Annotated in this window: 20 protein-coding genes and 11 tRNA genes; 26 read left to right on the top strand and 5 right to left on the bottom strand. The window is 29.5% G+C overall.

Features of this window, described 5'->3' with window-relative positions:
* The first annotated feature begins 27 nt into the window (after positions 1 to 27).
* From KDK92_RS21680 to KDK92_RS21640, 9 genes are all read left to right on the top strand, one after another.
* Entirely contained in the window at positions 28 to 2,019 is a 1,992-nt protein-coding gene (locus KDK92_RS21680) for a DHH family phosphoesterase (protein ID WP_250861494.1), read from the top strand.
* Complete coding sequence (gene rplI, locus KDK92_RS21675; protein ID WP_250861493.1) at positions 2,019 to 2,462, top strand: 50S ribosomal protein L9; 444 nt, start codon at positions 2,019 to 2,021, stop codon at positions 2,460 to 2,462. Before KDK92_RS21680 ends, rplI begins: the two co-directional genes overlap by 1 nt.
* Positions 2,463 to 2,667: 205 nt before the next feature.
* Positions 2,668 to 4,569 (top strand): Lon family ATP-dependent protease, encoded by a 1,902-nt coding sequence (gene lonC / locus KDK92_RS21670; protein WP_420852353.1) that lies wholly within the window; start codon positions 2,668 to 2,670, stop codon positions 4,567 to 4,569.
* 83 nt (positions 4,570 to 4,652) lie between these two features.
* Positions 4,653 to 5,987, top strand: a complete 1,335-nt coding sequence (locus KDK92_RS21665) for a replicative DNA helicase (protein ID WP_250861491.1) — start codon at positions 4,653 to 4,655, stop codon at positions 5,985 to 5,987.
* A 269-nt stretch (positions 5,988 to 6,256) separates the two neighbouring features.
* Positions 6,257 to 6,943 carry a response regulator transcription factor gene (locus tag KDK92_RS21660; protein ID WP_250861490.1) on the top strand — a complete coding sequence of 229 codons (687 nt, stop codon included), beginning with the start codon at positions 6,257 to 6,259 and terminating at the stop codon, positions 6,941 to 6,943.
* Positions 6,943 to 8,355 carry a sensor histidine kinase gene (locus KDK92_RS21655; protein ID WP_250861489.1) on the top strand — a complete coding sequence of 471 codons (1,413 nt, stop codon included), beginning with the start codon at positions 6,943 to 6,945 and terminating at the stop codon, positions 8,353 to 8,355. The genes KDK92_RS21660 and KDK92_RS21655 overlap by 1 nt, the downstream gene beginning before the upstream one ends.
* A gap of 47 nt (positions 8,356 to 8,402) precedes the next feature.
* Positions 8,403 to 9,233, top strand: coding sequence for a hypothetical protein (locus KDK92_RS21650; protein ID WP_250861488.1), 831 nt, complete (start codon positions 8,403 to 8,405; stop codon positions 9,231 to 9,233).
* 19 nt (positions 9,234 to 9,252) lie between these two features.
* Positions 9,253 to 10,206: a 3'-5' exoribonuclease YhaM family protein gene (locus tag KDK92_RS21645; RefSeq protein WP_250861487.1), complete on the top strand. Its 954-nt coding sequence runs from the start codon at positions 9,253 to 9,255 to the stop codon at positions 10,204 to 10,206.
* Between the two features lie 126 nt (positions 10,207 to 10,332).
* The gene (locus KDK92_RS21640) at positions 10,333 to 11,622 is read left to right on the top strand and encodes an adenylosuccinate synthase (protein WP_250861486.1); all 1,290 of its coding nucleotides are present in this window, start codon (positions 10,333 to 10,335) and stop codon (positions 11,620 to 11,622) included.
* Positions 11,623 to 11,791: 169 nt separating this feature from the next.
* Here the strand turns inward: KDK92_RS21640 and KDK92_RS21635 are convergent, their stop codons facing one another.
* The gene (locus tag KDK92_RS21635) at positions 11,792 to 12,907 is read right to left on the bottom strand and encodes a DNA (cytosine-5-)-methyltransferase (protein WP_250861485.1); all 1,116 of its coding nucleotides are present in this window, start codon (positions 12,905 to 12,907) and stop codon (positions 11,792 to 11,794) included.
* A 205-nt stretch (positions 12,908 to 13,112) separates the two neighbouring features.
* Positions 13,113 to 13,817 carry a DUF3298 and DUF4163 domain-containing protein gene (locus KDK92_RS21630; RefSeq protein WP_250861484.1) on the bottom strand — a complete coding sequence of 235 codons (705 nt, stop codon included), beginning with the start codon at positions 13,815 to 13,817 and terminating at the stop codon, positions 13,113 to 13,115.
* Between the two features lie 180 nt (positions 13,818 to 13,997).
* On the opposite strand from KDK92_RS21630, the gene KDK92_RS21625 reads away from it, so the two are divergent.
* Positions 13,998 to 14,189, top strand: a complete 192-nt coding sequence (locus tag KDK92_RS21625; RefSeq protein WP_250861483.1) for a DUF1858 domain-containing protein — start codon at positions 13,998 to 14,000, stop codon at positions 14,187 to 14,189.
* A gap of 77 nt (positions 14,190 to 14,266) precedes the next feature.
* Positions 14,267 to 15,553: an Ig-like domain-containing domain gene (locus tag KDK92_RS21620; protein WP_250861482.1), complete on the top strand. Its 1,287-nt coding sequence runs from the start codon at positions 14,267 to 14,269 to the stop codon at positions 15,551 to 15,553.
* 24 nt (positions 15,554 to 15,577) lie between these two features.
* Here KDK92_RS21620 and KDK92_RS21615 read toward each other — a convergent pair whose 3' ends face one another.
* Positions 15,578 to 16,798: a BaiN/RdsA family NAD(P)/FAD-dependent oxidoreductase gene (locus KDK92_RS21615; RefSeq protein ID WP_250861481.1), complete on the bottom strand. Its 1,221-nt coding sequence runs from the start codon at positions 16,796 to 16,798 to the stop codon at positions 15,578 to 15,580.
* A 242-nt stretch (positions 16,799 to 17,040) separates the two neighbouring features.
* On the opposite strand from KDK92_RS21615, the gene KDK92_RS21610 reads away from it, so the two are divergent.
* The 11 genes from KDK92_RS21610 to KDK92_RS21560 all read left to right on the top strand — a co-directional run bounded on the left by KDK92_RS21610 (position 17,041) and on the right by KDK92_RS21560 (position 18,061).
* A tRNA-Glu gene (locus KDK92_RS21610) sits at positions 17,041 to 17,115 on the top strand.
* 6 nt (positions 17,116 to 17,121) lie between these two features.
* Positions 17,122 to 17,197: transfer RNA gene (locus KDK92_RS21605), tRNA-Val, on the top strand.
* Positions 17,198 to 17,217: 20 nt separating this feature from the next.
* A tRNA-Asp gene (locus KDK92_RS21600) sits at positions 17,218 to 17,294 on the top strand.
* A 74-nt stretch (positions 17,295 to 17,368) separates the two neighbouring features.
* A tRNA-Glu gene (locus tag KDK92_RS21595) sits at positions 17,369 to 17,443 on the top strand.
* A 5-nt stretch (positions 17,444 to 17,448) separates the two neighbouring features.
* Positions 17,449 to 17,524 (top strand) — tRNA-Val (locus KDK92_RS21590).
* Between the two features lie 19 nt (positions 17,525 to 17,543).
* Positions 17,544 to 17,620, top strand: a tRNA-Asp gene (locus KDK92_RS21585).
* Positions 17,621 to 17,629: 9 nt separating this feature from the next.
* Positions 17,630 to 17,705: transfer RNA gene (locus tag KDK92_RS21580), tRNA-Thr, on the top strand.
* Positions 17,706 to 17,722: 17 nt separating this feature from the next.
* Positions 17,723 to 17,797, top strand: a tRNA-Glu gene (locus tag KDK92_RS21575).
* 6 nt (positions 17,798 to 17,803) lie between these two features.
* A tRNA-Val gene (locus KDK92_RS21570) sits at positions 17,804 to 17,879 on the top strand.
* 20 nt (positions 17,880 to 17,899) lie between these two features.
* Positions 17,900 to 17,976, top strand: a tRNA-Asp gene (locus tag KDK92_RS21565).
* Between the two features lie 9 nt (positions 17,977 to 17,985).
* Positions 17,986 to 18,061: transfer RNA gene (locus KDK92_RS21560), tRNA-Thr, on the top strand.
* Between the two features lie 135 nt (positions 18,062 to 18,196).
* Here KDK92_RS21560 and KDK92_RS21555 read toward each other — a convergent pair.
* Together KDK92_RS21555 and KDK92_RS21550 are read right to left on the bottom strand one after the other, a co-directional pair.
* Entirely contained in the window at positions 18,197 to 19,174 is a 978-nt protein-coding gene (locus tag KDK92_RS21555; RefSeq protein WP_250861480.1) for an ATP-binding protein, read from the bottom strand.
* A complete protein-coding gene (locus KDK92_RS21550) occupies positions 19,167 to 20,141 on the bottom strand; it encodes a DnaD domain protein (RefSeq protein ID WP_250861479.1) in 975 nt (324 codons plus the stop codon). The genes KDK92_RS21555 and KDK92_RS21550 overlap by 8 nt, the downstream gene beginning before the upstream one ends.
* 438 nt (positions 20,142 to 20,579) lie before the next feature.
* On the opposite strand from KDK92_RS21550, the gene KDK92_RS21545 reads away from it, so the two are divergent.
* From KDK92_RS21545 to KDK92_RS21530, 4 genes are all read left to right on the top strand, one after another.
* The gene (locus tag KDK92_RS21545) at positions 20,580 to 20,795 is read left to right on the top strand and encodes a hypothetical protein (protein ID WP_250861478.1); all 216 of its coding nucleotides are present in this window, start codon (positions 20,580 to 20,582) and stop codon (positions 20,793 to 20,795) included.
* 93 nt (positions 20,796 to 20,888) lie between these two features.
* Entirely contained in the window at positions 20,889 to 21,587 is a 699-nt protein-coding gene (locus KDK92_RS21540; RefSeq protein ID WP_250861477.1) for a response regulator transcription factor, read from the top strand.
* Positions 21,588 to 21,589: 2 nt separating this feature from the next.
* The gene (locus tag KDK92_RS21535; protein WP_250861476.1) at positions 21,590 to 22,852 is read left to right on the top strand and encodes a HAMP domain-containing sensor histidine kinase; all 1,263 of its coding nucleotides are present in this window, start codon (positions 21,590 to 21,592) and stop codon (positions 22,850 to 22,852) included.
* Between the two features lie 18 nt (positions 22,853 to 22,870).
* Positions 22,871 to 23,542: an ABC transporter ATP-binding protein gene (locus KDK92_RS21530; RefSeq protein WP_250861475.1), complete on the top strand. Its 672-nt coding sequence runs from the start codon at positions 22,871 to 22,873 to the stop codon at positions 23,540 to 23,542.

Genomic DNA, 23,542 nt, shown 5'->3' with positions numbered 1-23,542 from the left:
ACATTTAAGGAGGATATGGTCTTTTTTATGGAGAAACGTTATAATTATTTAATACCCAATATTAATATTTATATGATAATAATATTTATATTAACAATTCAATTATATATTCTGGAACACTATAGTTCATTTTTTATAATGATTATAATTAATATAATATTATATGGTTATAATATTATACTTAATAGAAAGAAAAAAGTTCAATGGAAAGAATATGTTGAGAATTTATCTAATAAATTAGATGAAGCTGGCAATAATTTATTAATGGAATCACCTATTCCACTAACAATTTTAAGTAACAAAGGAAATATAATTTGGTATAATCAGAAATTTTCGTCAATTTTCAAAGGAAAAGAGATTTTAGGGATCAATATTGATGATGTGAGCAAAAATTTAAATGTTAAACATATTATTGAAGGAAACAAGGAAAATTTTAAATATGTAAAAATTGAAGAGAAGTACTTTGATATCTATGGAAGTATGATTGAGCTTGATAAAAATAACAAAGATAAAGATAAAATAATTTTATTATATTATTTTGATGTAAGTGATAAATATCACTTAAGAAGAGAAAGAGAAGATAATAGAGAATCTATTATCTTAATAGAAGTAGATAATTTTGCAGACGCCCTTAAGAGTACAGATGAGTTTTATGCACCTTTATTGGCTGCGGAAATTGAAAGACAAATATTTAGTTACGCACAAGCAATGAATGCTATGATAAAGAAATATAACGAGAGTAAATATATTTTATCAGTTCAAGAGATGCAAGTAAAAGAAGCTATGCAAAATAAATTTGATATTTTGGATACAGTAAGGGAAATTAATTTTGGAAATAAACTTACTGTAACATTGAGTCTAGGAGTTGGAAGAGGTGGATATACCCCTCAAGAAAATCTAGAGTATGCACAAGTTGCTAAGGATTTAGCACTTGGTAGAGGTGGAGATCAAGCAGTTGTAAAACATAAAGATAAACTATCCTTTTATGGTGGTAAAACTAAAGAAGTTGAAAAGAAAACTAAGGTTAGAGCTAGAGTAATTGCTCATGCTTTAGTTAACCTTATAGATGAGAGTAATAGAATATATATAATGGGGCATAAAAATCCTGATGCAGACTGTCTTGGAGCATCAATAGGTTTAAGTGCTGCTATTAGAAATTTAAATAAAGAATGTTATATTGTTCTGGATGAAAATACAAATAGTATAAGCACTATGATGGAAGAAATATACAAAGATGATGAAATTTATGAATCATTCATAAATAGCACAACTGCATTAGATCACATAGATGAAAATAGCTTATTGATAATTGTAGATGTACAAAATACTAACCATATTTTAAGTATGAATGTATGTAATAAATTTGATAAGAAGGTTATAATTGATCATCATAGAAGAGGTGCAGATTATGTTAAAGATGCTATTCTAAGCTATGTAGAAACCTATGCATCATCTACTTGTGAGATGGTCGCAGAGATTATTCAGTATATGGCTGATAGACCTAAAATGAAAAAAGTAGAAGCTATAGCAATGTTAGCGGGAATATGCATAGATACTAAGAATTTCTATTTTAAAACAGGGGTAAGAACATTTGAAGCTGCTGCATTTTTGAGAAAAATGGGTGCAGATACGATAGAAGTTAAAAAACTTTTTGCTGAGGATTTAGATGAGTTTTCTGAAAGGGCAGAAATAATAAAATCTGCTGAAATTATTAATGATATAGCGATTGCGTTATGTCCTGAGAAGATAAATAGCAATGTGATAGTTGCTAAAGTTGCCGATGAACTATTAAACATTGCAGATATAGAAGCCTCCTTTGTACTTGCTAAAATAGGAGATGATGTAATTATTAGTGGAAGGTCTTTAGGGGATATAAATGTTCAGATTATTTTAGAGCACTTTAATGGTGGAGGTCATTTAACGATGGCTGGTGCAAAAATTAAAAATTCTTCTATTGAAGAAGTATATAAACAATTAAAAAAGATATTAGACGACTATGTTAAGGAAGGTGAAGAATAATGAAAGTTATTTTATTAAAGGATGTTAAAGGTAAAGGAAAACAGGGCGATGTTGTTAATGTTTCTGATGGATACGCAAGAAATTTCTTATTTGCTAAAAATTTAGCGAAAGAAGCTACTACAGGAAATATAAATATGTTAAACAATCAAAAAGAGAAAGAAAGAAAGAAGAAACAGGAAGAAATTGAAGCAGCACAACAAAAAGCTGCTGAATTAAAAGGAAAAGAAATAAAAATTATAGCAAAATCAGGTGATAACGGAAAGTTATTTGGAGCTATAACTAATAAGGATATTGTATCAGAATTGAAAAAGAAATTTGGATTTGAAATTGATAAAAAGAAAATTGTTATGGATACAATCAAAACAGTTGGCGCTTATGATATTGAATTGAAGATTTATCCTAAAGTATCAGCTAAAATGATGGTTATTGTTGAATCCGTATAGGAACGGTTAAAAAATAACTTTAGGAGATTTGGGAGATATTTCTTTAAGTTACGATGAAGTAAAATACGTGCATACTTTTCGTATGTAAGTGTTTTGCTGAAGAAGTAACTGGAAGAAATAGCCCCAAATATACAAAGGTATTTTTTAACCTTTCCAAAACATTGTGAAGGGAGGAACACTCTAATAGCCGTTGGAGTGGTACATTTTGAGCGAGATAAAAAAAGATGGATTAGATCAGAAAATAATTAGTGAACAATACTCAGTAGATATTGAATTAGAGGTTCTTCACGAACTTATGAAAAGAGTTGTTCCGGCAGGAACTATAGAAGCTAGAATTGTGAAGTTTAAATTAAAGAAATTTATAGATAGTGAAAATCCTAATGAGAAGATATATGCAATAAATAAGGTAATTACAGATGGAAAAGATATTGAGATGATACCATCTGATAATGACCTTGAATCCGCAATCAAAAAAACTCATGAAATTATGGTAGATAAAATTGCTCAAAGGTATGTACAAAATCAAATTGAGAATGAAGTTGAGCAGGCCTTGATGGAAAAGCAAGAGCAGTATATTGATGATATGAGAGTAAGTATTATTAATAAAAAAAGAGGTCGCGAAAACAGTAAAACTAAGAGTAAATTAGAATTGCTAGAGAAGTTAGATACTAGAGAGCTGATTAGAAATATACAGGGTCAATTAAGACCAACTAAATTTGAGGAAATTATAGGCCAAGAAAGAGCTATGAAAGCTATTTTATCAAAACTAGCATCTCCATTTCCTCAACATATTATTTTATATGGGCCGCCAGGAGTAGGTAAAACTACGGCTGCTAGATTAGCTTTAAAAGAATCAAAGAATTTAAAACATACTCCTTTTAATAATGAATCTAAATTCATTGAGGTGGATGGAACAACTTTAAGATGGGACCCAAGAGAAATAACAAATCCTCTATTGGGATCTGTTCATGACCCTATTTACCAAGGAAGTAAAAGAGACTTGTCTGATGTGGGAGTTCCAGAACCAAAACCAGGGTTAGTTACAGAGGCTCATGGTGGAGTATTATTTATTGATGAAATAGGAGAGTTAGATAATATACTTCAAAATAAACTATTAAAAGTATTAGAAGATAAAAGAGTGGAGTTTTCATCATCGTATTATGATCCTGATGATGAGAATACGCCTAAGTATGTTAAATATCTTTTTGATAAAGGAGCACCAGCTGACTTTGTTTTAATAGGAGCAACAACAAGAGAACCTTCAGAGATAAATCCTGCATTAAGATCAAGATGCACAGAGGTATTTTTTGAGCCTCTATTAGGTGAACATATAGAAGTCATCGTAGAAGAAGCGGCTAAAAAGATAAATATTAAATTAGGTGAGGGTGTTGCAGAAACAATAAGTCAACATACAATTGAGGGAAGAAAAGCTATAAATATTCTTAGTGATGTATATGGGTATATGATATACAAGAAAGGTCTTTCTCCACATGAAGAAATAAAAATCGAAAAGAATGACTTAATGGAAGTAATATCAATATCTAGATTAACATCAATGAATAGGGTTGATAATTCTGGCAAGGCTGAAATAGGAAAGATATATGGGCTTGGAGTTTCAGGATTTTTAGGTTCAACAATAGAAATTGAAGCTGCTGCATTCAAAGCTAAGACAAAAGGAAAAGGCAAAATAAGATTTAATGATACTGCAGGTAGTATGGCTAAGGACTCAGTATTTAATGCTGCTACAGTAATTAAGTCAGTTGCTGGAGTAGATATTCATGATTATGATATCCATGTAAATGTTATAGGTGGAGGGAAAATTGATGGACCTTCAGCAGGGGCTGCCATAACCTTATGTATTCTAAGTGCTATTCAAAACAAACCGATAAAACAAGACATAGCTATTACTGGGGAAATTTCCTTAAGGGGTAAAATTAGGCCTGTAGGTGGAATTTTTGAAAAGATATATGGAGCTAAGAGAAAGGGTATAAACAAAGTATTCATACCTAAGGAAAACAAGAATTCTGTACCAGTAGAATTGGAAGGAATTGAAGTTAGAATTGTTGACCATATAGATGATATAATAAGAGATGCATTTGTTGATTAAGTATATACAAAAATACATCATGTAGAATATATAAATTGGATTTAGATATGTTCTATTACAGTAAATTTAAAGGAGAGTAGTGTATGGAAAATACCTTAAAGAGTTTACCATATAATATTGATGCAGAGCAATCAGTTATAGGGTCAATGCTTAAGGATAATGATACTATTCCACAGGTTTTAGAAGGCCTTAGTGATGAGGATTTCTATAAAGAAAGCCATAAGATTCTTTTTAGAGCAATATCAGAACTTTACCAAAGTAATTCACTTGTTGATATGATAACTCTTGTTGAAAAACTTAAGTCAGAGGATAAATTAGAAGGGGTAGGTGGAATAAGTCACATTACAGAGATACAATCGTCCACATTACTTACAACAAATTTGGCATCACATATTAAAATAATAAGTGATAAATCTACATTAAGAAAATTAATAAGGGTATCAAATGAGATAATTGAAAAAAGTTATAGTAATCAGAATGATGTAGAAGGTGTTCTTGATTTAGCGGGACAGAGAATTTTTAATATTGCAGAGAAGAGCGCAAGTAGTGATTTTGAGAGTATAAGCACAGTTCTTGCACGTGGATTAGATGAAATTGAAAAAATATGTCAAAATGAAGGTGTCGTATCTGGAGTTCCATCTGGATTTCCAGATTTAGATGATATGACCGCTGGTTTTAAAAGTGGTGAAATGATACTAATTGCTGCCAGACCATCTATGGGAAAAACTACATTTGTACTTAATCTTACAGAGCATGCAGCTCTGAGAGCCGGAAAGAATGTTGCCTTTTTTTCGCTTGAGATGTCTAAGGAACAATTGGCATATAAATTACTTTGTTCTGAGGCTAATGTTGATATGTTAAAATTAAGAACTGGTGACTTAGATGATAGGGATTGGGAGAATATAGCTAAAGCTACTGGACCACTGTCACGGGCTAAGATATTCATTGATGATACTGCAGGTGTCTCAGTAATGGAAATGAGATCAAAGTGTAGAAAATTAAATATGGAACATGGTATTGATATGGTTGTAATAGACTATCTACAGCTGATGTCAGGCTCAAAAGGTAGTGAGAGCCGTCAGCAAGAGGTATCTGAAATATCAAGATCAATTAAAGCATTAGCTAAGGAAATAGAGTGTCCTGTACTTGCACTTTCTCAGTTATCTCGTGCACCAGAGCAAAGAGCTGATCATAGACCAATGCTTTCTGACTTAAGAGAATCAGGATCTATAGAGCAGGATGCCGATTTAGCTATGTTCTTATATAGAGATGAGTACTACGACAAAGATACTGAAGATAAAAATATTGGTGAAGTTATAATTGCAAAACAGAGAAATGGCCCTGTTGGAACTGTAAAATTAGCCTGGTTGGGGCAGTATAGTAAATTTGCTCCACTTGAAGTTATTCATCAAGAATAATTTTGTAAATATAATTTAGGCATATGAAAATAAATAACAAGTCAAAGATACGACGGATATTTTGCGGAATACAAAGAGTTGGATTCCGCTGATAGTTGCTCTATCAGTGGAACCCAAGGATGAAGTAGGCAACAAAATAGACTAGTATACTGACTTGTTATTTGTTTGAATGTGCCTTGAATTGTTATATAATAGAAATATACTTAACGTATATTTCTATTTTTATTTGGTTAGAGATAAAAATATGAGGTTTTAATGGAGGTAAGCTAATGTATGAAAAAGTGTTAGTTGTAGAAGATGAAAGTGATATAAGAGAATTGTTAGAATTACATCTTCTTAAACAAGAATATAAAGTATTTACAGCTAAAGATGGAGAAGAAGCTCTTGAAATTTTTAATAGGGAAAAAATTGATATAGCTTTACTAGATGTTATGATGCCAAAAGTAAATGGATTTAAAGTTATTAAATCTATACGAGAAGAAAGTGATATTCCCATAATATTTATTACTGCAAGAGGGGAAGATGAAGATAAAATATTGGGACTTGGATTAGGTGCAGATGATTATGTGAGTAAACCTTTTAGTCCTAGTGAAGTAATAGCAAGAGTTCAAGCTCATTTAAGAAGATATCTTGCTTATTCACATAAGAATAGAGAAGAGCTTATATGTGGAGATTTAATTCTTGATAAGAAGAGTTGTGAAGTAAAAAAGGATGGGGAAATAATACAATTAAATGCTAAAGAATATAAACTTCTTTATTTATTTATGAATAATATTGGAAGGGTATTTACAAAGAAACAGTTATATGAAAATGTTTGGGAAGAAGACTATTATGGTGATTCAAATACAATTATGGTACATATAAGCCATCTGAGAGATAAAATAGAGGTAAATCCAAAGAGTCCATCATATCTTAAAACGATAAGAGGAATTGGATATAAAATGGAGAAAAAATAATGAAAATGAATAACAAAAAAGTTAAGTTATCAAATAAATTATTAGTGAATTATGTAATAATAATAATTCTATTAATTCTTTTTTGTATTACTATTTTCTTTGGATACGTAATTTTAGAATTTTTTAATGAATCCCCAATGATAATTTTAGATGATAATGAATATGAAATAGTGTTGAAAGAGAATGAAGATATAAACAAGATAATTGGATATGGAGGATTTTATGAAATAATAGATGATAATCTTACAATAATATATGAAGAAAATAGTAACTTGAAGGAAGGATATGAATATACACTAGTTGAATTCCTAAAGATTATAGTTAGTGGAAAGAGAAAAAATTATAATACTACTATAAAATTTGATTTAGAAACGGACAATATGGTCATCATTGGATTACCTAGTGATATCGAACATATTGGATTGACTGATGGTGATTTAAATGAGGCAAATTTAACAAACTTAAAACAGAAGGTTTCAGTATTTGTAATAGGGTTATTTATTATGGTATCAGTATTAATATACTCTAAAATAACATCAAAAACATTTGTAAAACCTTTAACAGATTTATTAAAGAGCATAGATAAGATGAAGGAAGGCGATTATTCAGTAAGGACTGATATTAAAGACTCAATCCAGGAAATTGTAGAAGTGAAAAAAGCATTTAATCATATGGCAGAAAAAATTCAAGATGAAAGTGAACTAAAAAATAAATCCGAACAAGTTAGAAAACAAATGATATTAGATATATCCCATGATTTAAAAAATCCTTTAACAAGTATACAAGGTTATTCAGAATTCCTAATTAAAAACGATAATGTGAGTAATGAAAAGAGATTAGAAATGCTCAACATAATAAATAGAAATTCTGTGAGAGCAAATAATCTTATTAGAGAATTATTTGAGTATTCAAAGTTACAAAGTGAAGAGTATAAAATTAAATTTGAATTGAACGATATTTGTGAATTTCTAAGAGAACTCATAGCAATTTACATTCCTCAATTTGAAGAAAAAGAATTTGAATATGATTTTTCAATTCCAGATAAAGCAATATTAACATCATTTGATTGGAAACAACTAGATAGGGCAATAAGTAATATTATAAATAATGCTATAAAATATAATGATCATGGGACAATATTATTTATTTCACTTATTGAGAGTGGAGATAATGTAATAATTATAATTAAAGACAATGGTCATGGTATTCCAAAGGAAATGAAGAATATAATATTCAAGCCATTTATCAGAGGCGATGAATCACGTAATTCAAAGACAGGAGGTACAGGACTAGGGTTAGCAATTGCAGAAAATATTATTGAAAGGCATAATGGCGTTATTAATCTTAATGATACAGATAGTGGGTGTGAATTTGAGATTAAAATACCTAAAAAATATAATCATATTAAATAAGATTAATGAAATATTTTGAATAAACGTTGTTAATTAGGGAGGATTGTATGGATAAAAGGAAAATAAAAAATATGTTAACAGTAGGAATACTTTTAACAGTATTGATAGGAATAAATGCATTTTTTGCATACAATATTTTATTCCATAAATCAGAAATTGAAATAGTTAAAACAACTAGAGATGAAATAATAGTATCAGTTGAAAATTTCAAAAAAATTGACAATAAGATAGATGAAGAAGTTAACAAGCTCAAAGGACAAGAAATAATAGATGAAGATTATCAAAGGTTAAATCAATTTATTAAAGATCAGAAAAATACATATATAGGACTTGAGAATATAGGGCAAAACAATAGGTTAAAGAAAGACATTTTACAGATTAGTGGGTTAATGGAAGAAAATTATGATATGAATGTCCTTATTCTTACAAAATTAGTTGAAAATAATATTGAGGAAGTTGAATTATTCCTTAACAATAAAAAGTCAATAATCAAAACTCTTGAAGATTCATATATTCAAATATATACAAGTATTGAGAGAGAAATAAACCCTATTGATAGGGAAAAATTAGTTGAAGAAAATATAAGTAATATAATATTAGGTCATTGGAAAGATGAAATAAATGAAGTTGAATATTATTTTAATAATAATAATGAGGTTATTATTGTAAATAATAGTGGAACAATAATATGTGATTATAAATTTATTAATTTTGAAAATGATGTTTTCAAAATGGAGATAAACAGTGATAATAAGAATATAGAAAAAAATATGCTTTTAGATAAAAGTAATAAGTCAGCTAAAGTTAAAAGTATATATAATAAAAAAGAAAGCTTGGAATATTGGTCATACATCAATTTACTCCAAAAGCCTAATTAATAATTAAGAGGAGGCAACAATGGAAAGAAAAAATATTTCACTATTACAAAATGGTGATAAGATAAGAGAAGTATATCTTATTAAAGATGTAACATGTAGATTAACTAATGGCAGTAATAATAAATTTCTGGATATAAATTTAATAGATAGGACTGGTATCATAAATGCAAAGCTATGGAAATGCAGTGACGAGCAAGCGGAACAATTTAAAACTAATAAATTAATAAAGATATCTGGTAATGTATTAGATTGGAAGGGAAAACTTCAAATTAAAATAGATTCATTTGAATTAATTGAAAATATGAATGAATATGATTTAGATATATTTATTCCAACTGCACCATATAAATCTGAAAAAATGATTGAACATATACAAAATGAAGTTAGTAACATTGAAAATATAGATATAAAAAGGTTACTTGAATATGTATTAGAAGATAAGATGGAAGATTTATTATATTATCCAGCAGCAAAATCAAATCATCATGCTATTAAAGGTGGATTACTTTATCATACAGTAACAATGATAAGGTCAGCTAATAGATTATGTGAAGTATATAATTTTCTTAATAGGGATTTGTTGATGGCCGGAATAATTCTACATGATATATCAAAAATCGAAGAAATGAATGCAAATGAACTAGGATTAGTAAATGAATATTCAATTGAAGGTCAGTTACTTGGCCATATAACAATGGGTGTAAGATATATAGAAAGAATATCAAAAGATCTTAATATTGATGAAGAGATATCTATGTTAATTCAGCACATGATTTTGAGTCATCATTATGAGGCTGAATATGGAAGTCCGAAAAAACCAATGATTCCTGAGGCAGAAATGTTGCACTATTTAGATATAATGGATGCAAGAATGTATGATATGAAAAAAGCAATTGAAAACTGTGAAAAAGGAACTTTTTCGGAGAAAATATATTCCTTAGATGGAATTTGTGTGTATAAACACAAACTTTAATGCGAAAATAAATTATTAAATTACGATTAATATTCGTAAAAATAGTTGACGATAGAGGTACACTTTGATAATATACTGAGTGTAATTTAAATAAAAATCTACTAGTGTAGAAAGTGAGGAATTTATATGTCAGTGAATATAGTATTAGGAGCTCAGTGGGGAGACGAAGGAAAAGGTAAGATGACTGATTATCTTGCTGAAGAGGCTAATGTAGTTGCCAGATTCCAAGGGGGAAATAACGCAGGGCATACTGTTGTAGTAGGAGAAAAGGAATATAAGCTGCATTTAATACCATCTGGAATATTACATGACGAAAAATTAAATATTCTTGGAAATGGTGTAGTTATAGACCCTAAAGCTTTATTCACAGAGATAGAGTATTTAGAAGGATTAGGCACAAAGGTAACGCCAGAGAAATTAGCTATTAGTGATAGAGCCAATGTTATTATGCCTTATCATAAAGAGTTAGATAGATTAAAGGAAATAGCAAGAGGAAAAGATAATATAGGTACAACAGGAAAAGGAATAGGTCCTTGTTATACTGATAAGGTTGAAAGAAGCGGAATAAGAATGTGTGATTTATTACATGCAGATGTTCTTAGAGAAAAGCTTAAAAATAATATTGAAATTAAAAACAAAATGATTACTAATGTTTTTTCAGGAGAGGCTCTTGATTTTGAAAAAATTTACAATGAATATTTAGAGTTTGGTAAAAAATTAAAACCATTTATTAAAGATACATCAGTTATAATATATGATGCGATTAAAGAAGGACAGAATGTACTATTTGAGGGCGCTCAAGGTACTTTATTGGATATAGACTATGGAACATACCCATATGTTACATCTTCTAATACAACAGCAGGTGGAGTGTGTAATGGAGTAGGTGTAGGTCCAACTCTAATTGAGAGTGCAGTAGGAATAGCTAAAGCATATACAACAAGAGTAGGTAAAGGACCATTTCCTACAGAACTTAATAATGAGATGGGAGAACACATCAGAACTGTTGGACATGAATATGGTGTTACAACAGGAAGATCAAGAAGATGTGGTTGGTTAGATATTGTTATTTTAAAAAGTGCTGTTAGAATATCAGGTTTAACAAGTCTTGTAATAACTAAAATTGATACATTAGCTGGAATTGATAAGATAAGTATTTGTGTTGGATATAAGCTTGATGATAAAGTAATAGATTATTTCCCAGCTAGTCTTGAAGACTTAGCAAAGTGTGAGCCTATTTACGAGGTATTAGATGGATGGGATGAATCAGTAGCAGATGCAAGAACATATGATGATTTACATCCAAATGCAAAAGCATATATAAAGAGAATTGAAGAATTAACAGATGTTAAGGTTGCGATTGTATCTGTTGGACCAAAGAGAAGCCAGACTATTAGAGTGCGTAAAGAACTTTAAGAAAAGCGTAATGGATAGTTGATAATGTATAATGGAGAATGATTGACATTTCTTTTGGAGAAATTTTAATCTTAGTTCTGTTATAAAATAGTGTTTATAATATGATAATTTTAAGGGAATCTATTGAGATTCCCTTAATTTAGTATTTGTAGCTTATAGTTAAATAAGTTTATTTTCTTCCGTATGCAATTAGTAATCCATGTACTTTTAAAAATGATTTTCTATTTTCGGTGTTTTTAAAATGTTTTGCTATTCGTGATTGCATTTTAATATATGCTTCTGCATCAACTCTATCAATTCCTCGATTCATAAATAATTCAATAGTATTTTCTTTGCTGGATATACTAAAAGATTCATCCCATCCATTGATTTCAATGAAATCTTGTACTTTTTCCTGGTAATCTTCCATATAGGGATTTACATACATCACTTTATCATTCATGCGAATATCAATATCATGGAGACCTAACTGCTGCATATAAAATGGTAAGCGCATTCCGATTGCATAATCTCTACCTTCATACTCCAATTCTTTCTTCCATACCTTATGAAAATCAAAGGATGTGCAAAGATAATCATAACTAATATCATCAATATATAATCCGTCATTTTCAAATTCTCTATTAACATCTACACAAGCAACAAGACTGCCGTTCTTAACAGAAGCAATCATTTTTTTTAATACTTCCATTGGCTTGTTCATATGTCGCAATCCAGCTTGGCAGATAGCTATATCATATTGTTTATCAGTTTCAAGGGAATATATGTCTGACATTATGAACTTTGCATCAAACTCAGTATTACTAAAATTAAATTTCGCTTTATTAATAAAATATTCGTTATCAACCCCTGTATAGGTACTTCCCTTAGGTAAAATCTCAAGTAATTTCATACCTAAGTAACCTTCTCCGCATCTAAATTCAATAACATCAATTGGTGATTCTATTCGCCAAACGGTTTTTACAAGAAATCTTAGATAGTCATCATTCCAAAAGTATTTTCTATTTTTATAAAGTTTATCGGTCTTTCCATTCCAATTATCACGATTATCTGAGTCTCTTGGTATGTATTCTTGCTGACGTAGCGGTTTAAGACCCAATAATTCATCTACAGAGACATTAAAATACTCAGCTATGTTTGGTAATAACGTAATATCAGGCATTGTTGTACCTGTTTCCCATTTGCTAACTGATTGGAAAGATACTCCTAATACATCTGCTAAATCCTGTTGTGATATTCTTTTATCTTTCCTTAAATCTGCAATTTTAAGTTTAACTGTTGCCATAAAATTACCCCCTTGAATTTAATAACTTAATGCTAACATAACCATTCAGTCAAACCCATAACGCAGCATGCGAATTAACTCGCATGTTAGGTGAATAAAATGCATAAAACAATCCTTGGCCTAAAGAAAAATAAAATATAGCTCCTCACGCAAGTGAGAAGCATCTATCATTATACATTATCTATTATCAATTATACATTCAGTTTTAATTATAGATATATCCTGTAGAGAATGATTTAAGAGGTATTTTAAACTCGGGAACACCTGTTGAATATGGCGCTATTTCGTAAAGATCATAATAAACAACTAAATTGTCTTCTTCTAAATAAAATTTAGTATCATTAGAAATACTGTTTATTAATGATTTGGCATTTTTGAAGTAAGATTCAGGGTCAAGATCCATATCTTTATGTATCTTTTTTATAATTGTATCTTTATAATCGAAATTCTCTTTAAATAGGGATGATAATATAACTTCTGTATCTTTTGATAAATCAATTGTGGTGGAGTTATAATAATAATTGCCATGAGCACCACCAGTATACTCATAGAAGGCATTTAATATACTTAGCATATTATTATCGTTTAATTTAACTTCATAGTCTGTAGAGACAATATAAGGGGTTATTGTTAAACCTTCTTTTTTTGCTTCATCATAATATCTTTTAGCTAAGGATTCGATATCATCTTTGAGTATGTTTGCTTGATTGTCAAATTTTTTGTTAATATTATCTTTGAGTGATGTATTGGTTAACTCATTAATTACTGGTATTTTAAGATTTGACTTGAAATAATTAGTTTTATATTTAACTTCCTTAGTTTTAATAGTAATAGGTGAAATAGCAAATACTATATTACATAAAGAGAACACAAAAATTGATAAGAATACAAATGTTTTTCTAAAATTCATACTAATAAACCTCCATAATGATTATTTTGGGATAAAATACACTATATACTTATTTTTTTCTATTTAATAAAAAATATTCAAGTAACGAAGTTTTTCTGCTAAATTTACGAAGAATAATAAAAAGTGGTATAATATTTTTGATGAATTAAAATATTATAAAAAAGTTTAAGGAGTGATATTATGAAAATCACAAAAGATATGACTATAGGAGAAGTTGTTAAAAACTTCCCTAAATCACCTGAAGTTTTAATGGGATTCGGAATGGGTTGTGTTGGATGTCCATCAGCACAAGCAGAGACTATTGAAGAGGCTTCAATGGTACATGGTTTAGATTTAGAAAAATTATTAGAAGAGTTAAATAAAATAGCTTAGTAAAAGGATAGTACTAAGCTATCCTTTTTTACTTTTTTTACTTTGTATTAAGAAATATAATATATTGAGGTAAATAGATGAAGAAGATAATAAAAATTTTAGCGGTAATAACCTTCGTATTATTAAGCATATATGTTGTTATAAATTTAAATAATAAATATCAAAATTTTATTATTGAAGCGGAGACTATGGATGATTATGGAACATGGTATGTAAAGTTTGAATATGAAGTGAATTTGGACAATATTAGGAATTCTATAAAAATAATAGATGAAAATGGTAAACTAAAAGAAATAACTTTGGGTTTTAGTGACGAATCTAGACAGTCAATAGTTATTAAGCCTAAAGAAGAGTATGAAATAAATAAAAAATACAAATTAATTATTGATGACATATATAATAAAAATAACATTAAGATTAATAATTATTATTCACAAGAGTTTAATGTCAATATGAAACCATTGGAGGTTTTAAATCCAATAATTGATGAGCAATATAAAATAAAATTAATATTTAATCAGCCTATAATAAAAAATGATAAAATATATGAAGCTATAAAGGTGATAGATAGTAAAGAAAAATCACTAGGTATTGAAATAGACTATGTAAATAACAGTGATAAAGAGTTATCCATTAAAATATTAGATAATCTAATACCAAAGGAAGAATATAGCATAGTGGTTAAAGGAGAAATAATCTCTGTATATGATAATATTATGTTAAATGGAATAAACCAAAAATTTACAGTTGAGAAGATAAAATTGGATAAAAGTTTAGGACTTGGGACCTATGAATCAGATAGAAAATCTATTGATACTAACTATGAATGGTATATAGATCAAGGGAATACAGGGGAATACTCAGAAAATAATAGTGGACCAGCAGTGGCTGTTATGGCGAAAAAATGGTTAAATAAAGACCTTGATATAAGTGTTAAGAGATCAAGGGAAATATACTACCCTGGTGGAGATGAGTGGTTTTTAGTAACATTAATTGATTTTTTCAATGAATTCTCAGTACCAGCTAGTGTATCTGAAAATGTTAATAAAGATGATATAAAAAAACAAATTGATGATGATAATATCGTTATAGCATATATTGATCCTAAATATATACCTTATGAGACTGATGAAGACAGTCATGTTAATAGATATAAACTTCAAGTGAAAAAGCATTATATAATAATAAAAGGATATATAGTTGTTGATGACAAACTTTATTATGAGGTATATGATCCATATAATTTTGGTAGCGTATATAAAGATGGTAAACCAAAGGGAAAAGATAGATTTTATTATGAAGAAGACTTAATTAACTCTATAAAGAATACATGGGACAATATTGTTATTATATCATCAGAATAAATAAAAGCACGCTTAGGCGTGCTTTTATTTATTTGAAGCGTTTTTACCAGCAACAGCGCCAGAACTCCAAGCCCATTGAAGATTGTATCCACCGCAATCACCATCAACATCAAGTATTTCACCACAGAAAAATAGATTTTTTTCTTTTGTTGATTCAAGAGTGAGAGGGTTTATCTCATCAAGAGAAACTCCGCCACTAGTAACTTGAGCAGAATCAAAATTCTTTGTTCCTGTAGCGATGAATATCCATGATTTAAGTTTATTAATAATTATATCATGTTCATCCTTAGTTATTTCCCAACAAGGTTTATGGATATTCTGTATACCACAATCTTTTAGAAATATAGGTATTAATTTTTTATTCATGATACCTATAAAAGAGTCATGAATACTTCTGTAACCGATAATACCCCAATGGGATTCTAAAAATTCACTTAAATCTTTAGAAGACATATCAGGGAACATATCCAATTCAATAGTACAATTTGAGTTTCTTGAGATTATTCTACTAAGCTGAAGAATTGGAGGACCAGAAATTCCATAATCAGTAAACAATATTTCCCCATATTCAGAACGAATCATATGTTTATTTACAAAAACGGAAGCTTTCCCATTAAATTTAGTTCCAGATAATGCTTTTAATTTTGGATAATCAAGTGTAACTTGAACTATAGCTGGCATAAGTTTTACTATATTATGTTTAAAAATCTTAGCATATTTATAGCCAGATCCATCAGAACCTGTCTTTGGATATGACTTACCACCAGTTGCTATAATTAGCTTATTACATGAATATTCATCTTTATTTGTGACAATTAAAAACTTATTGTCTTTCTTAGATATATCAATTATATTAGTATTTAAATATAATGGTATAGATTTATCATTCAAAGAAGATAAGAGTAAATCAACAACAGATGAAGCTTGAAGTGATAGGGGGTAAAGTTTATCATTTTCAAGTAAAGTCAAATTCAAGCCGATTGATTTAAAAAAATCTATGGTATTGGTCAAAGAAAAATTTGATAAAACATTTTGTAAAAGTTCCTTAGAGGAATTGGTATGATAATTGTTAATATCTATACTATTATTTGAAATATTACATCTACCATTTCCGGTTATAAGAATTTTCTTTGCAACTCTATCTTTATGTTCTATTATAGCAACATCACTACCCATATCCTTTGCTATTAGAGATGCCATAATTCCAGAGGCTCCGCCTCCAATTACGATAATATCATGAAACAAAACGATCACTCCTTCCTACATCAGATAATCCATAGAATTGGTTTATCTATATGTAATTATACCTAAAAAAAGAGATAAATAAAAAAAATTTTTAAAATACTGTTGACATATTGACGAAAATTCGGTATGATATTGCTTGTCGGGTTTCGAGATAACTTCTCAACAAACACTCCCAAGTAAAAAAAAAGTGTTGACAAAAATCATCACACAGGGTACAATAATCACTGTTGGTGAAAAAACAAGGCCCATTGGTCAAGCGGTTAAGACACCGCCCTTTCACGGCGGTAACAGGGGTTCGATTCCCCTATGGGTCACCATAATGTGGGAGCATAGCTCAGCTGGGAGAGCACCTGCCTTACAAGCAGGGGGTCACAGGTTCGAACCCTGTTGTTCCCACCACATTACTTATAAAGCAATATGGCCCAGTGGCTCAGTTGGTTAGAGTGCCGGCCTGTCACGCCGGAGGTCGAGGGTTCGAATCCCTTCTGGGTCGCCAGTTTTATAAGAATTACATTAACTATAACTATCACAATTATGCAATCCTTTACAACAAGGTTTATATATAAGCAAGGCCCATTGGTCAAGCGGTTAAGACACCGCCCTTTCACGGCGGTAACAGGGGTTCGATTCCCCTATGGGTCACCAAATGTGGGAGCATAGCTCAGCTGGGAGAGCACCTGCCTTACAAGCAGGGGGTCACAGGTTCGAACCCTGTTGTTCCCACCACATTATTATAAATCAATATGGCCCAGTGGCTCAGTTGGTTAGAGTGCCGGCCTGTCACGCCGGAGGTCGAGGGTTCGAATCCCTTCTGGGTCGCCATATATGCTTGCTGGCATGGCTCAATTGGTAGAGCAGCTGACTTGTAATCAGCAGGTTGTAGGTTCAAGTCCTATTGCCAGCTCCATTTTCAAAATTTAATAAGGCCCATTGGTCAAGCGGTTAAGACACCGCCCTTTCACGGCGGTAACAGGGGTTCGATTCCCCTATGGGTCACCATAATGTGGGAGCATAGCTCAGCTGGGAGAGCACCTGCCTTACAAGCAGGGGGTCACAGGTTCGAACCCTGTTGTTCCCACCACATTACTTATAAAACAATATGGCCCAGTGGCTCAGTTGGTTAGAGTGCCGGCCTGTCACGCCGGAGGTCGAGGGTTCGAATCCCTTCTGGGTCGCCATACATGCTTGCTGGCATGGCTCAATTGGTAGAGCAGCTGACTTGTAATCAGCAGGTTGTAGGTTCAAGTCCTATTGCCAGCTCCATAAAGCTTTCAACATTAGTTGAAAGCTTTTTTATTTTACTCAATATAAAATCGTGTATTTTTCAAATAAATGTTTCATCGTAGATTAAACCATAAAAATCTATTTTCAACTAAAAAAACACGCTCTGCGTGTTTTTTAATGTATTCTTTTTAAATTAAGTTTGATTCTTATATCTTCTCCATAAAATTTGTGAACAGTAAAATTGCCAAATAATCTAGATGTAATTCTTTCAGAATATCTGTTCATTAGCTCTTCTAATGAAAAATTAGTAGAAATAATCATCTTCTTATTAGTAAGTATTTTTTTATTAAGTAGATTATAGAGTTCTGATCTTGTAAAATCTGTATCTGATTCAGTACCTAAATCATCTATTATCAGAAGATCACAGTTAATTATGGCGTCTTCTAAAACTTTATCCTTATCAAATCTAATTTCTTTTAACGATTCAATTAATTCATCGGATGTTTTATAAATAACCAAATAACCTTTATCTAAGAGCTCTTTTGCAATACAGTTAGTTAAAAAGGTTTTTCCTGTACCAGCACTACCATAGAAGAATAGATTTTCATCACTAGATGAAAAATCACGTATATATTCTTTAGATTTATATAATATTTTCTCAATATTTTTCCTTGGACTACCCATATCATTAAATCTATGATTCTCAAAATAATCTAGTCTAAATTTTGAGAAATTATTAGAAAGAAGTATATCTTTAAGTTCAGAAGTAACATAATATAGCATCACAAGAGTTTTATTAAAACACTCGCATCTCTTAGCACCAATATATCCGGTATCTCCACATTTTTTACATTCATATATTTCATTTAGATAATCCATTGGGTACCCATATTGAACTAGAAGTTCACTTTTTTCTACTTTTAAGTCTGTTATTTTAGCTTTTAAATCAGATAAATATGATTCTCTATTAGGTATCTCTTTAAAAGCGCTTGTAGATAAATCAATAAAGGATTTAGTAATGGTAGTATCTATTTGTTTAATTCTAGGAACTTTTGAATATATCTCAGTTTTTCTGTTCTTTAAAAGTTCTGTATTATTTTTTCTTTTTTTATCATATAGATTAAGAACCTTTTCTTGATATCCTTTAATCATCTTTCGACCATCCTAATAATTTTTTTTCTAATTCTTTGAAATCATAATTTCTCTGTTCAAAATCACCGAAACTTCCTTTAGTTTTTCGAGTGGCATTAGATTTAAATGATTTCTTATTTACTCTTTCAATATCTTGTAATGTCTTAACATTAGTTTTAAACCAGCTATTAAGAATAGCATCAATATACTTAAATTCAGCTTTGTTTAAACGCTCAAAACATATATCACAGGCTTTATAAATAATTTCAATAGGAAATTTATAAATAGTTATCCATTTGTCTAATATTTGTTCTTGCGGCTTAGCTATATTTTCTGAACTTAATCCAAGATATTTAAGGATTTTTCTCATAGTTATTCGTTTGTCTTCATTTTGTTTAATAAATTGTTGAGCATCACTTATATTTGAAATTTTAGCATCATGCCAACCAATGGCTATTTTTTCAATATATCTGAAATCTGTCTTACCTTTGGAAACGGAATATTGAATCAATAATAAGATTAGTTCTGGAGAAAAATTAAAATCTTTTTGCCAACCTAGATAAACTGTCATTTCTTTAGAAGATAAAGGTCTACCTATTAAAGCTTCAATCTCAAAGAACATGCTTTTATTAGATGAATTATCTAACTCGTGCAATAAATTCACTGATTGATCGACTTCTGAAAAATTACAATTAGTAAGATCTAAAAATTCTACTCTATAATTATCATTTGAATCAATTGAAGTAAGTTTAATAATACCCTTTTCATTCCAATATTTCCAAGCATCTAACACGTCACTCTCCAATAAATTCAATGAACTTGATATTATATTTGACGTAGCGCCTAACTCTCCACTCTGGCAATACTTTAATCCTAGCAAATAAACCTTAATATATTCGCCACGAGCATCAGCCATGTATTTATCAATAAAAATATTACTTACAATAGTATAATTTAATTGTTTAGAACCAAGCATAAAAGTACTCACTTATGCACCTCTTTCTATATTAATTTGAAGCAAATCAATAATATAAACATATTTAATTATATCAGATAGAGTAACAATCACAAATAGATTTTTGAGGAAAAAGTGTAAATATAATGAGAACAGTATATAATAGTAACAGAATTGATTTGCGAAACTTATACAATATAAGGGTAAAATATGATATTATACTATTAAGGTATATTCAAAAAATAAACCAGTCATCTTACTCGTCCTTTTGATTCTTTTCGTCGTTAATCAATCGCTTACATACAGTGAGTATGCGCTCGATTGAGTGCATAGAAAATAATCAAAATTACTTCATAATCTGACTTGTTTATTTTTTTCATATGCCTAAAGTTTAAATATAAATGATAGATAAATATATATACGATAATATTATACTATTTGTTATAAAATTATATTGAGGGTGATTATTTTATGGATCTTGTAAATATGTTAGGAATATTAAGTGAGTCATTATTAAATGTGTGTCTCTTAGCTACTGGTATAGTAATTCTATTGGCAATAATAGCTATGATATCTAAAGGAAATATAATAAGAAAAACAGCTGCAATGTTAGGTAGATTAGTTTTGTTTATCTGGTTTATACAAATAGGTTGTTCTATATATTATTTATTGAATGGAATACAATAAATTTTAGACATGCTAAGGCGTGTCTTATTTTATTATGGTATACTTTTTATAAAGGGTAAATGTAAATATTTTTTTATTTAAGGAGAGAGAAGTATGGAAAAATTACTAGTAATAGAAGATGATGAATCGTTAGCAATTGGAATTAAATATACATTAGAAAAAGAAGGTTTTAATGTAAAAGTTAGAAACTGTATAAGTGACGGAGCAAAAGCTTTTGAAGAAGATAATTTTGACTTAGTTCTTTTAGATGTAATGTTACCTGATGGAAACGGATTTGAATTATGTGAAAAGATTAGAAAAAAATCAGAAGTACCTATAATTTTTCTTACTGCATGTGATGAAGAAGTTAATATAGTATTAGGATTAGATTTAGGGGCAGACGATTATATAACAAAGCCTTTTAGAGTAAGAGAACTAGTTTCAAGACTAAGAGCTGCATTAAGAAGAAGTAACATGAAAAAAGAATCTAATGAATATATAGATAAAATCTCATCTGGAAATTTAACATTAAATTTAATGGAAAGAAAGTTAATGAAGGGTGGGAAGGAAATATTCTTGACTACTATGGAGTATAAGCTTATTGCTATGTTTATGAAAAGTCCACAAAAGACTCTTAGTAGAAATGTGATACTTGAGAAACTTTGGGATATAAACGGAGAATTTGTTGATGATAACACATTATCAGTTTATATAAGAAGACTTAGAGAAAAAATTGAGGATGATCCATCTAGACCAAGATTTATAATCACAGTTAGAGGTTTAGGATATAAATGGAATCAAGGGAGCAAATAAATATGAATATAATGCTACATGTAAACCCTGAATTTAAAAAAATTATTAAGAAATTATTAGCTATATTTTTAATATTTTTAGTAATTATTAATATTATATTGATTTCAGTTAACTATAAGATGACTTATAGATTAAACCAAAGATCATTTCATGTAATGGGAAAAATAATAGCCGAAAATCCGGCAATGGAAAAAACTTTATATGATGGATTAACTGAAGAGTTAGACAATAAGTATATTCAAAATGGAAGTAATACATTTATGAAATATGGATATACGGACAGTAGTAAAATAAATCAGTATGACAGTATATTAGATACAATCAACGTTTCTAAATATATAATTAATCTATTGATAATAATATTATTTATACTATGTTTCGTATCAATTCGTTCAGTATTTAAAGAGATATATGAATCTATAAGGAAATTAACTTATAATGCAGAAAAAATAGTAGAAGGTAACTATGCTGTTGTTATTAGTAATGAGAAAGAAGGAGATATTTCAAAATTATCTTTTCAATTTAATCAAATGAGTAAAAGACTTGAAAGGACAGTTAAGCAACTAACAGATGAGAAGGAATTTCTAAAAGATATGATTTCAAATATATCACACCAATTGAAGACGCCACTAGCTTCTTTAAAGATGTTTAATGAGTTACTTTTAGATGGAACATTAGAAGAAAAAGAAGTAGCTGTTGATTTTTTAGAAAAGAGTGTTATACAGATTGATAGGATGGAATGGTTAATTCAGTCTTTATTGAAAATCACAAGATTAGAAACAGGTGTAATTGAGATAAATAAAAAAGAATATAATCTATCTAAAACTGTTATTGAAGAGGTCAAAGCTTTAGAATATAATGCTAACATAAAAAATCAGAAGCTTTCTTTATATCATGATAGTGATTACGTATTTTTAGAACATGATCGAAGATGGCTTGGAGAGGCAATTCGAAATATAATTAAAAATTCCATAGATTATACTAAAAAAGGTGGAAATATCGATGTTCACTTACAAGAGAGAGAAAGTCTTATAAGAATTTCAATAAAAGATAATGGGGTTGGAATTCATGAAAAAGATATTCCTAAAATATTTAAAAGATTTTACCAAGGGCAGAATACACTTAGAAATAATGAAAAAAGGAATGGTACAGGAATTGGGTTATCTTTATCAGAGGTAATTGTAGAAAAGCATGATGGATATATAGAAGTAAAAAGTGAAGTAAATAAGGGAAGTGAGTTCACTATAATATTTCCTAAGAGGTAAAAAGAGGGGGGATATAATATGGAAGTTGTTAAAGTAAAAGATCTTAGTAAGATATATATTGAGGGATATACAAAAGTGATGGCACTTAGAGGTGTTAATTTATCTGTAAAAGAGAAAGAATTTATTGCAATAGTAGGCCCTAGTGGATCGGGAAAAAGTACTTTATTGAATTTAATAGGTGGATTAGATAAACCTTATGAAGGTCGAGTAATAGTAAATAATAAAGATATTTATAAAATGAGTGATGAGGAATTAACAATATTTAGAAGAAGAGAGATTGGGTACATTTTTCAATTTTACAATCTTATACCAAGTATAACTGTTAAAGATAATATATTATTACCTTTAGAATTAGACAATAGGGAGGTTGATTCTAAATATTTAGATGAGATTGTTAGTTTTATGAATATAAAAGAAATGCTTAATTTTTATCCTAGTTCATTGTCGGGGGGGCAAAAACAAAGGGTAGCTATTGCTAGAGCATTAATAACAAAACCATCTATTATTTTAGCAGATGAACCTACAGGTAATCTTGATACTAAAACAGCTAAAGATGTAATAAACCTTATGAAATTATCGGTATTAAAATATCATCAAACTTTAATCATGATTACCCATGATCCTACTATTGCAGCACATGCAGATAGAACTATAAATTTAGTGGATGGAAGAATAATAGGGGGAAATTAA

The sequence above is a fragment of the Oceanirhabdus seepicola genome (assembly GCF_023684385.1).
Lineage (GTDB): Bacteria > Bacillota > Clostridia > Clostridiales > Clostridiaceae > Oceanirhabdus > Oceanirhabdus seepicola.
This window is presented reverse-complemented; position numbering and strand designations above follow the sequence as displayed.

What these genes read in the sequence shown, in the direction of transcription:
- KDK92_RS21680 (WP_250861494.1), top strand. Translation starts at nt 28, where the DNA reads ATGGAGAAACGTTATAATTATTTAATACCCAATATTAATATTTATATG.
- rplI (WP_250861493.1), top strand. Translation starts at nt 2,019, where the DNA reads ATGAAAGTTATTTTATTAAAGGATGTTAAAGGTAAAGGAAAACAGGGC.
- KDK92_RS21665 (WP_250861491.1), top strand. Translation starts at nt 4,653, where the DNA reads ATGGAAAATACCTTAAAGAGTTTACCATATAATATTGATGCAGAGCAA.
- KDK92_RS21660 (WP_250861490.1), top strand. Translation starts at nt 6,257, where the DNA reads ATGTATGAAAAAGTGTTAGTTGTAGAAGATGAAAGTGATATAAGAGAA.
- KDK92_RS21655 (WP_250861489.1), top strand. Translation starts at nt 6,943, where the DNA reads ATGAAAATGAATAACAAAAAAGTTAAGTTATCAAATAAATTATTAGTG.
- KDK92_RS21650 (WP_250861488.1), top strand. Translation starts at nt 8,403, where the DNA reads ATGGATAAAAGGAAAATAAAAAATATGTTAACAGTAGGAATACTTTTA.
- KDK92_RS21645 (WP_250861487.1), top strand. Translation starts at nt 9,253, where the DNA reads ATGGAAAGAAAAAATATTTCACTATTACAAAATGGTGATAAGATAAGA.
- KDK92_RS21640 (WP_250861486.1), top strand. Translation starts at nt 10,333, where the DNA reads ATGTCAGTGAATATAGTATTAGGAGCTCAGTGGGGAGACGAAGGAAAA.
- KDK92_RS21635 (WP_250861485.1), bottom strand. Translation starts at nt 12,907, where the DNA reads ATGGCAACAGTTAAACTTAAAATTGCAGATTTAAGGAAAGATAAAAGA.
- KDK92_RS21630 (WP_250861484.1), bottom strand. Translation starts at nt 13,817, where the DNA reads ATGAATTTTAGAAAAACATTTGTATTCTTATCAATTTTTGTGTTCTCT.
- KDK92_RS21625 (WP_250861483.1), top strand. Translation starts at nt 13,998, where the DNA reads ATGAAAATCACAAAAGATATGACTATAGGAGAAGTTGTTAAAAACTTC.
- KDK92_RS21620 (WP_250861482.1), top strand. Translation starts at nt 14,267, where the DNA reads ATGAAGAAGATAATAAAAATTTTAGCGGTAATAACCTTCGTATTATTA.
- KDK92_RS21555 (WP_250861480.1), bottom strand. Translation starts at nt 19,174, where the DNA reads ATGATTAAAGGATATCAAGAAAAGGTTCTTAATCTATATGATAAAAAA.
- KDK92_RS21545 (WP_250861478.1), top strand. Translation starts at nt 20,580, where the DNA reads ATGGATCTTGTAAATATGTTAGGAATATTAAGTGAGTCATTATTAAAT.
- KDK92_RS21540 (WP_250861477.1), top strand. Translation starts at nt 20,889, where the DNA reads ATGGAAAAATTACTAGTAATAGAAGATGATGAATCGTTAGCAATTGGA.
- KDK92_RS21535 (WP_250861476.1), top strand. Translation starts at nt 21,590, where the DNA reads ATGAATATAATGCTACATGTAAACCCTGAATTTAAAAAAATTATTAAG.
- KDK92_RS21530 (WP_250861475.1), top strand. Translation starts at nt 22,871, where the DNA reads ATGGAAGTTGTTAAAGTAAAAGATCTTAGTAAGATATATATTGAGGGA.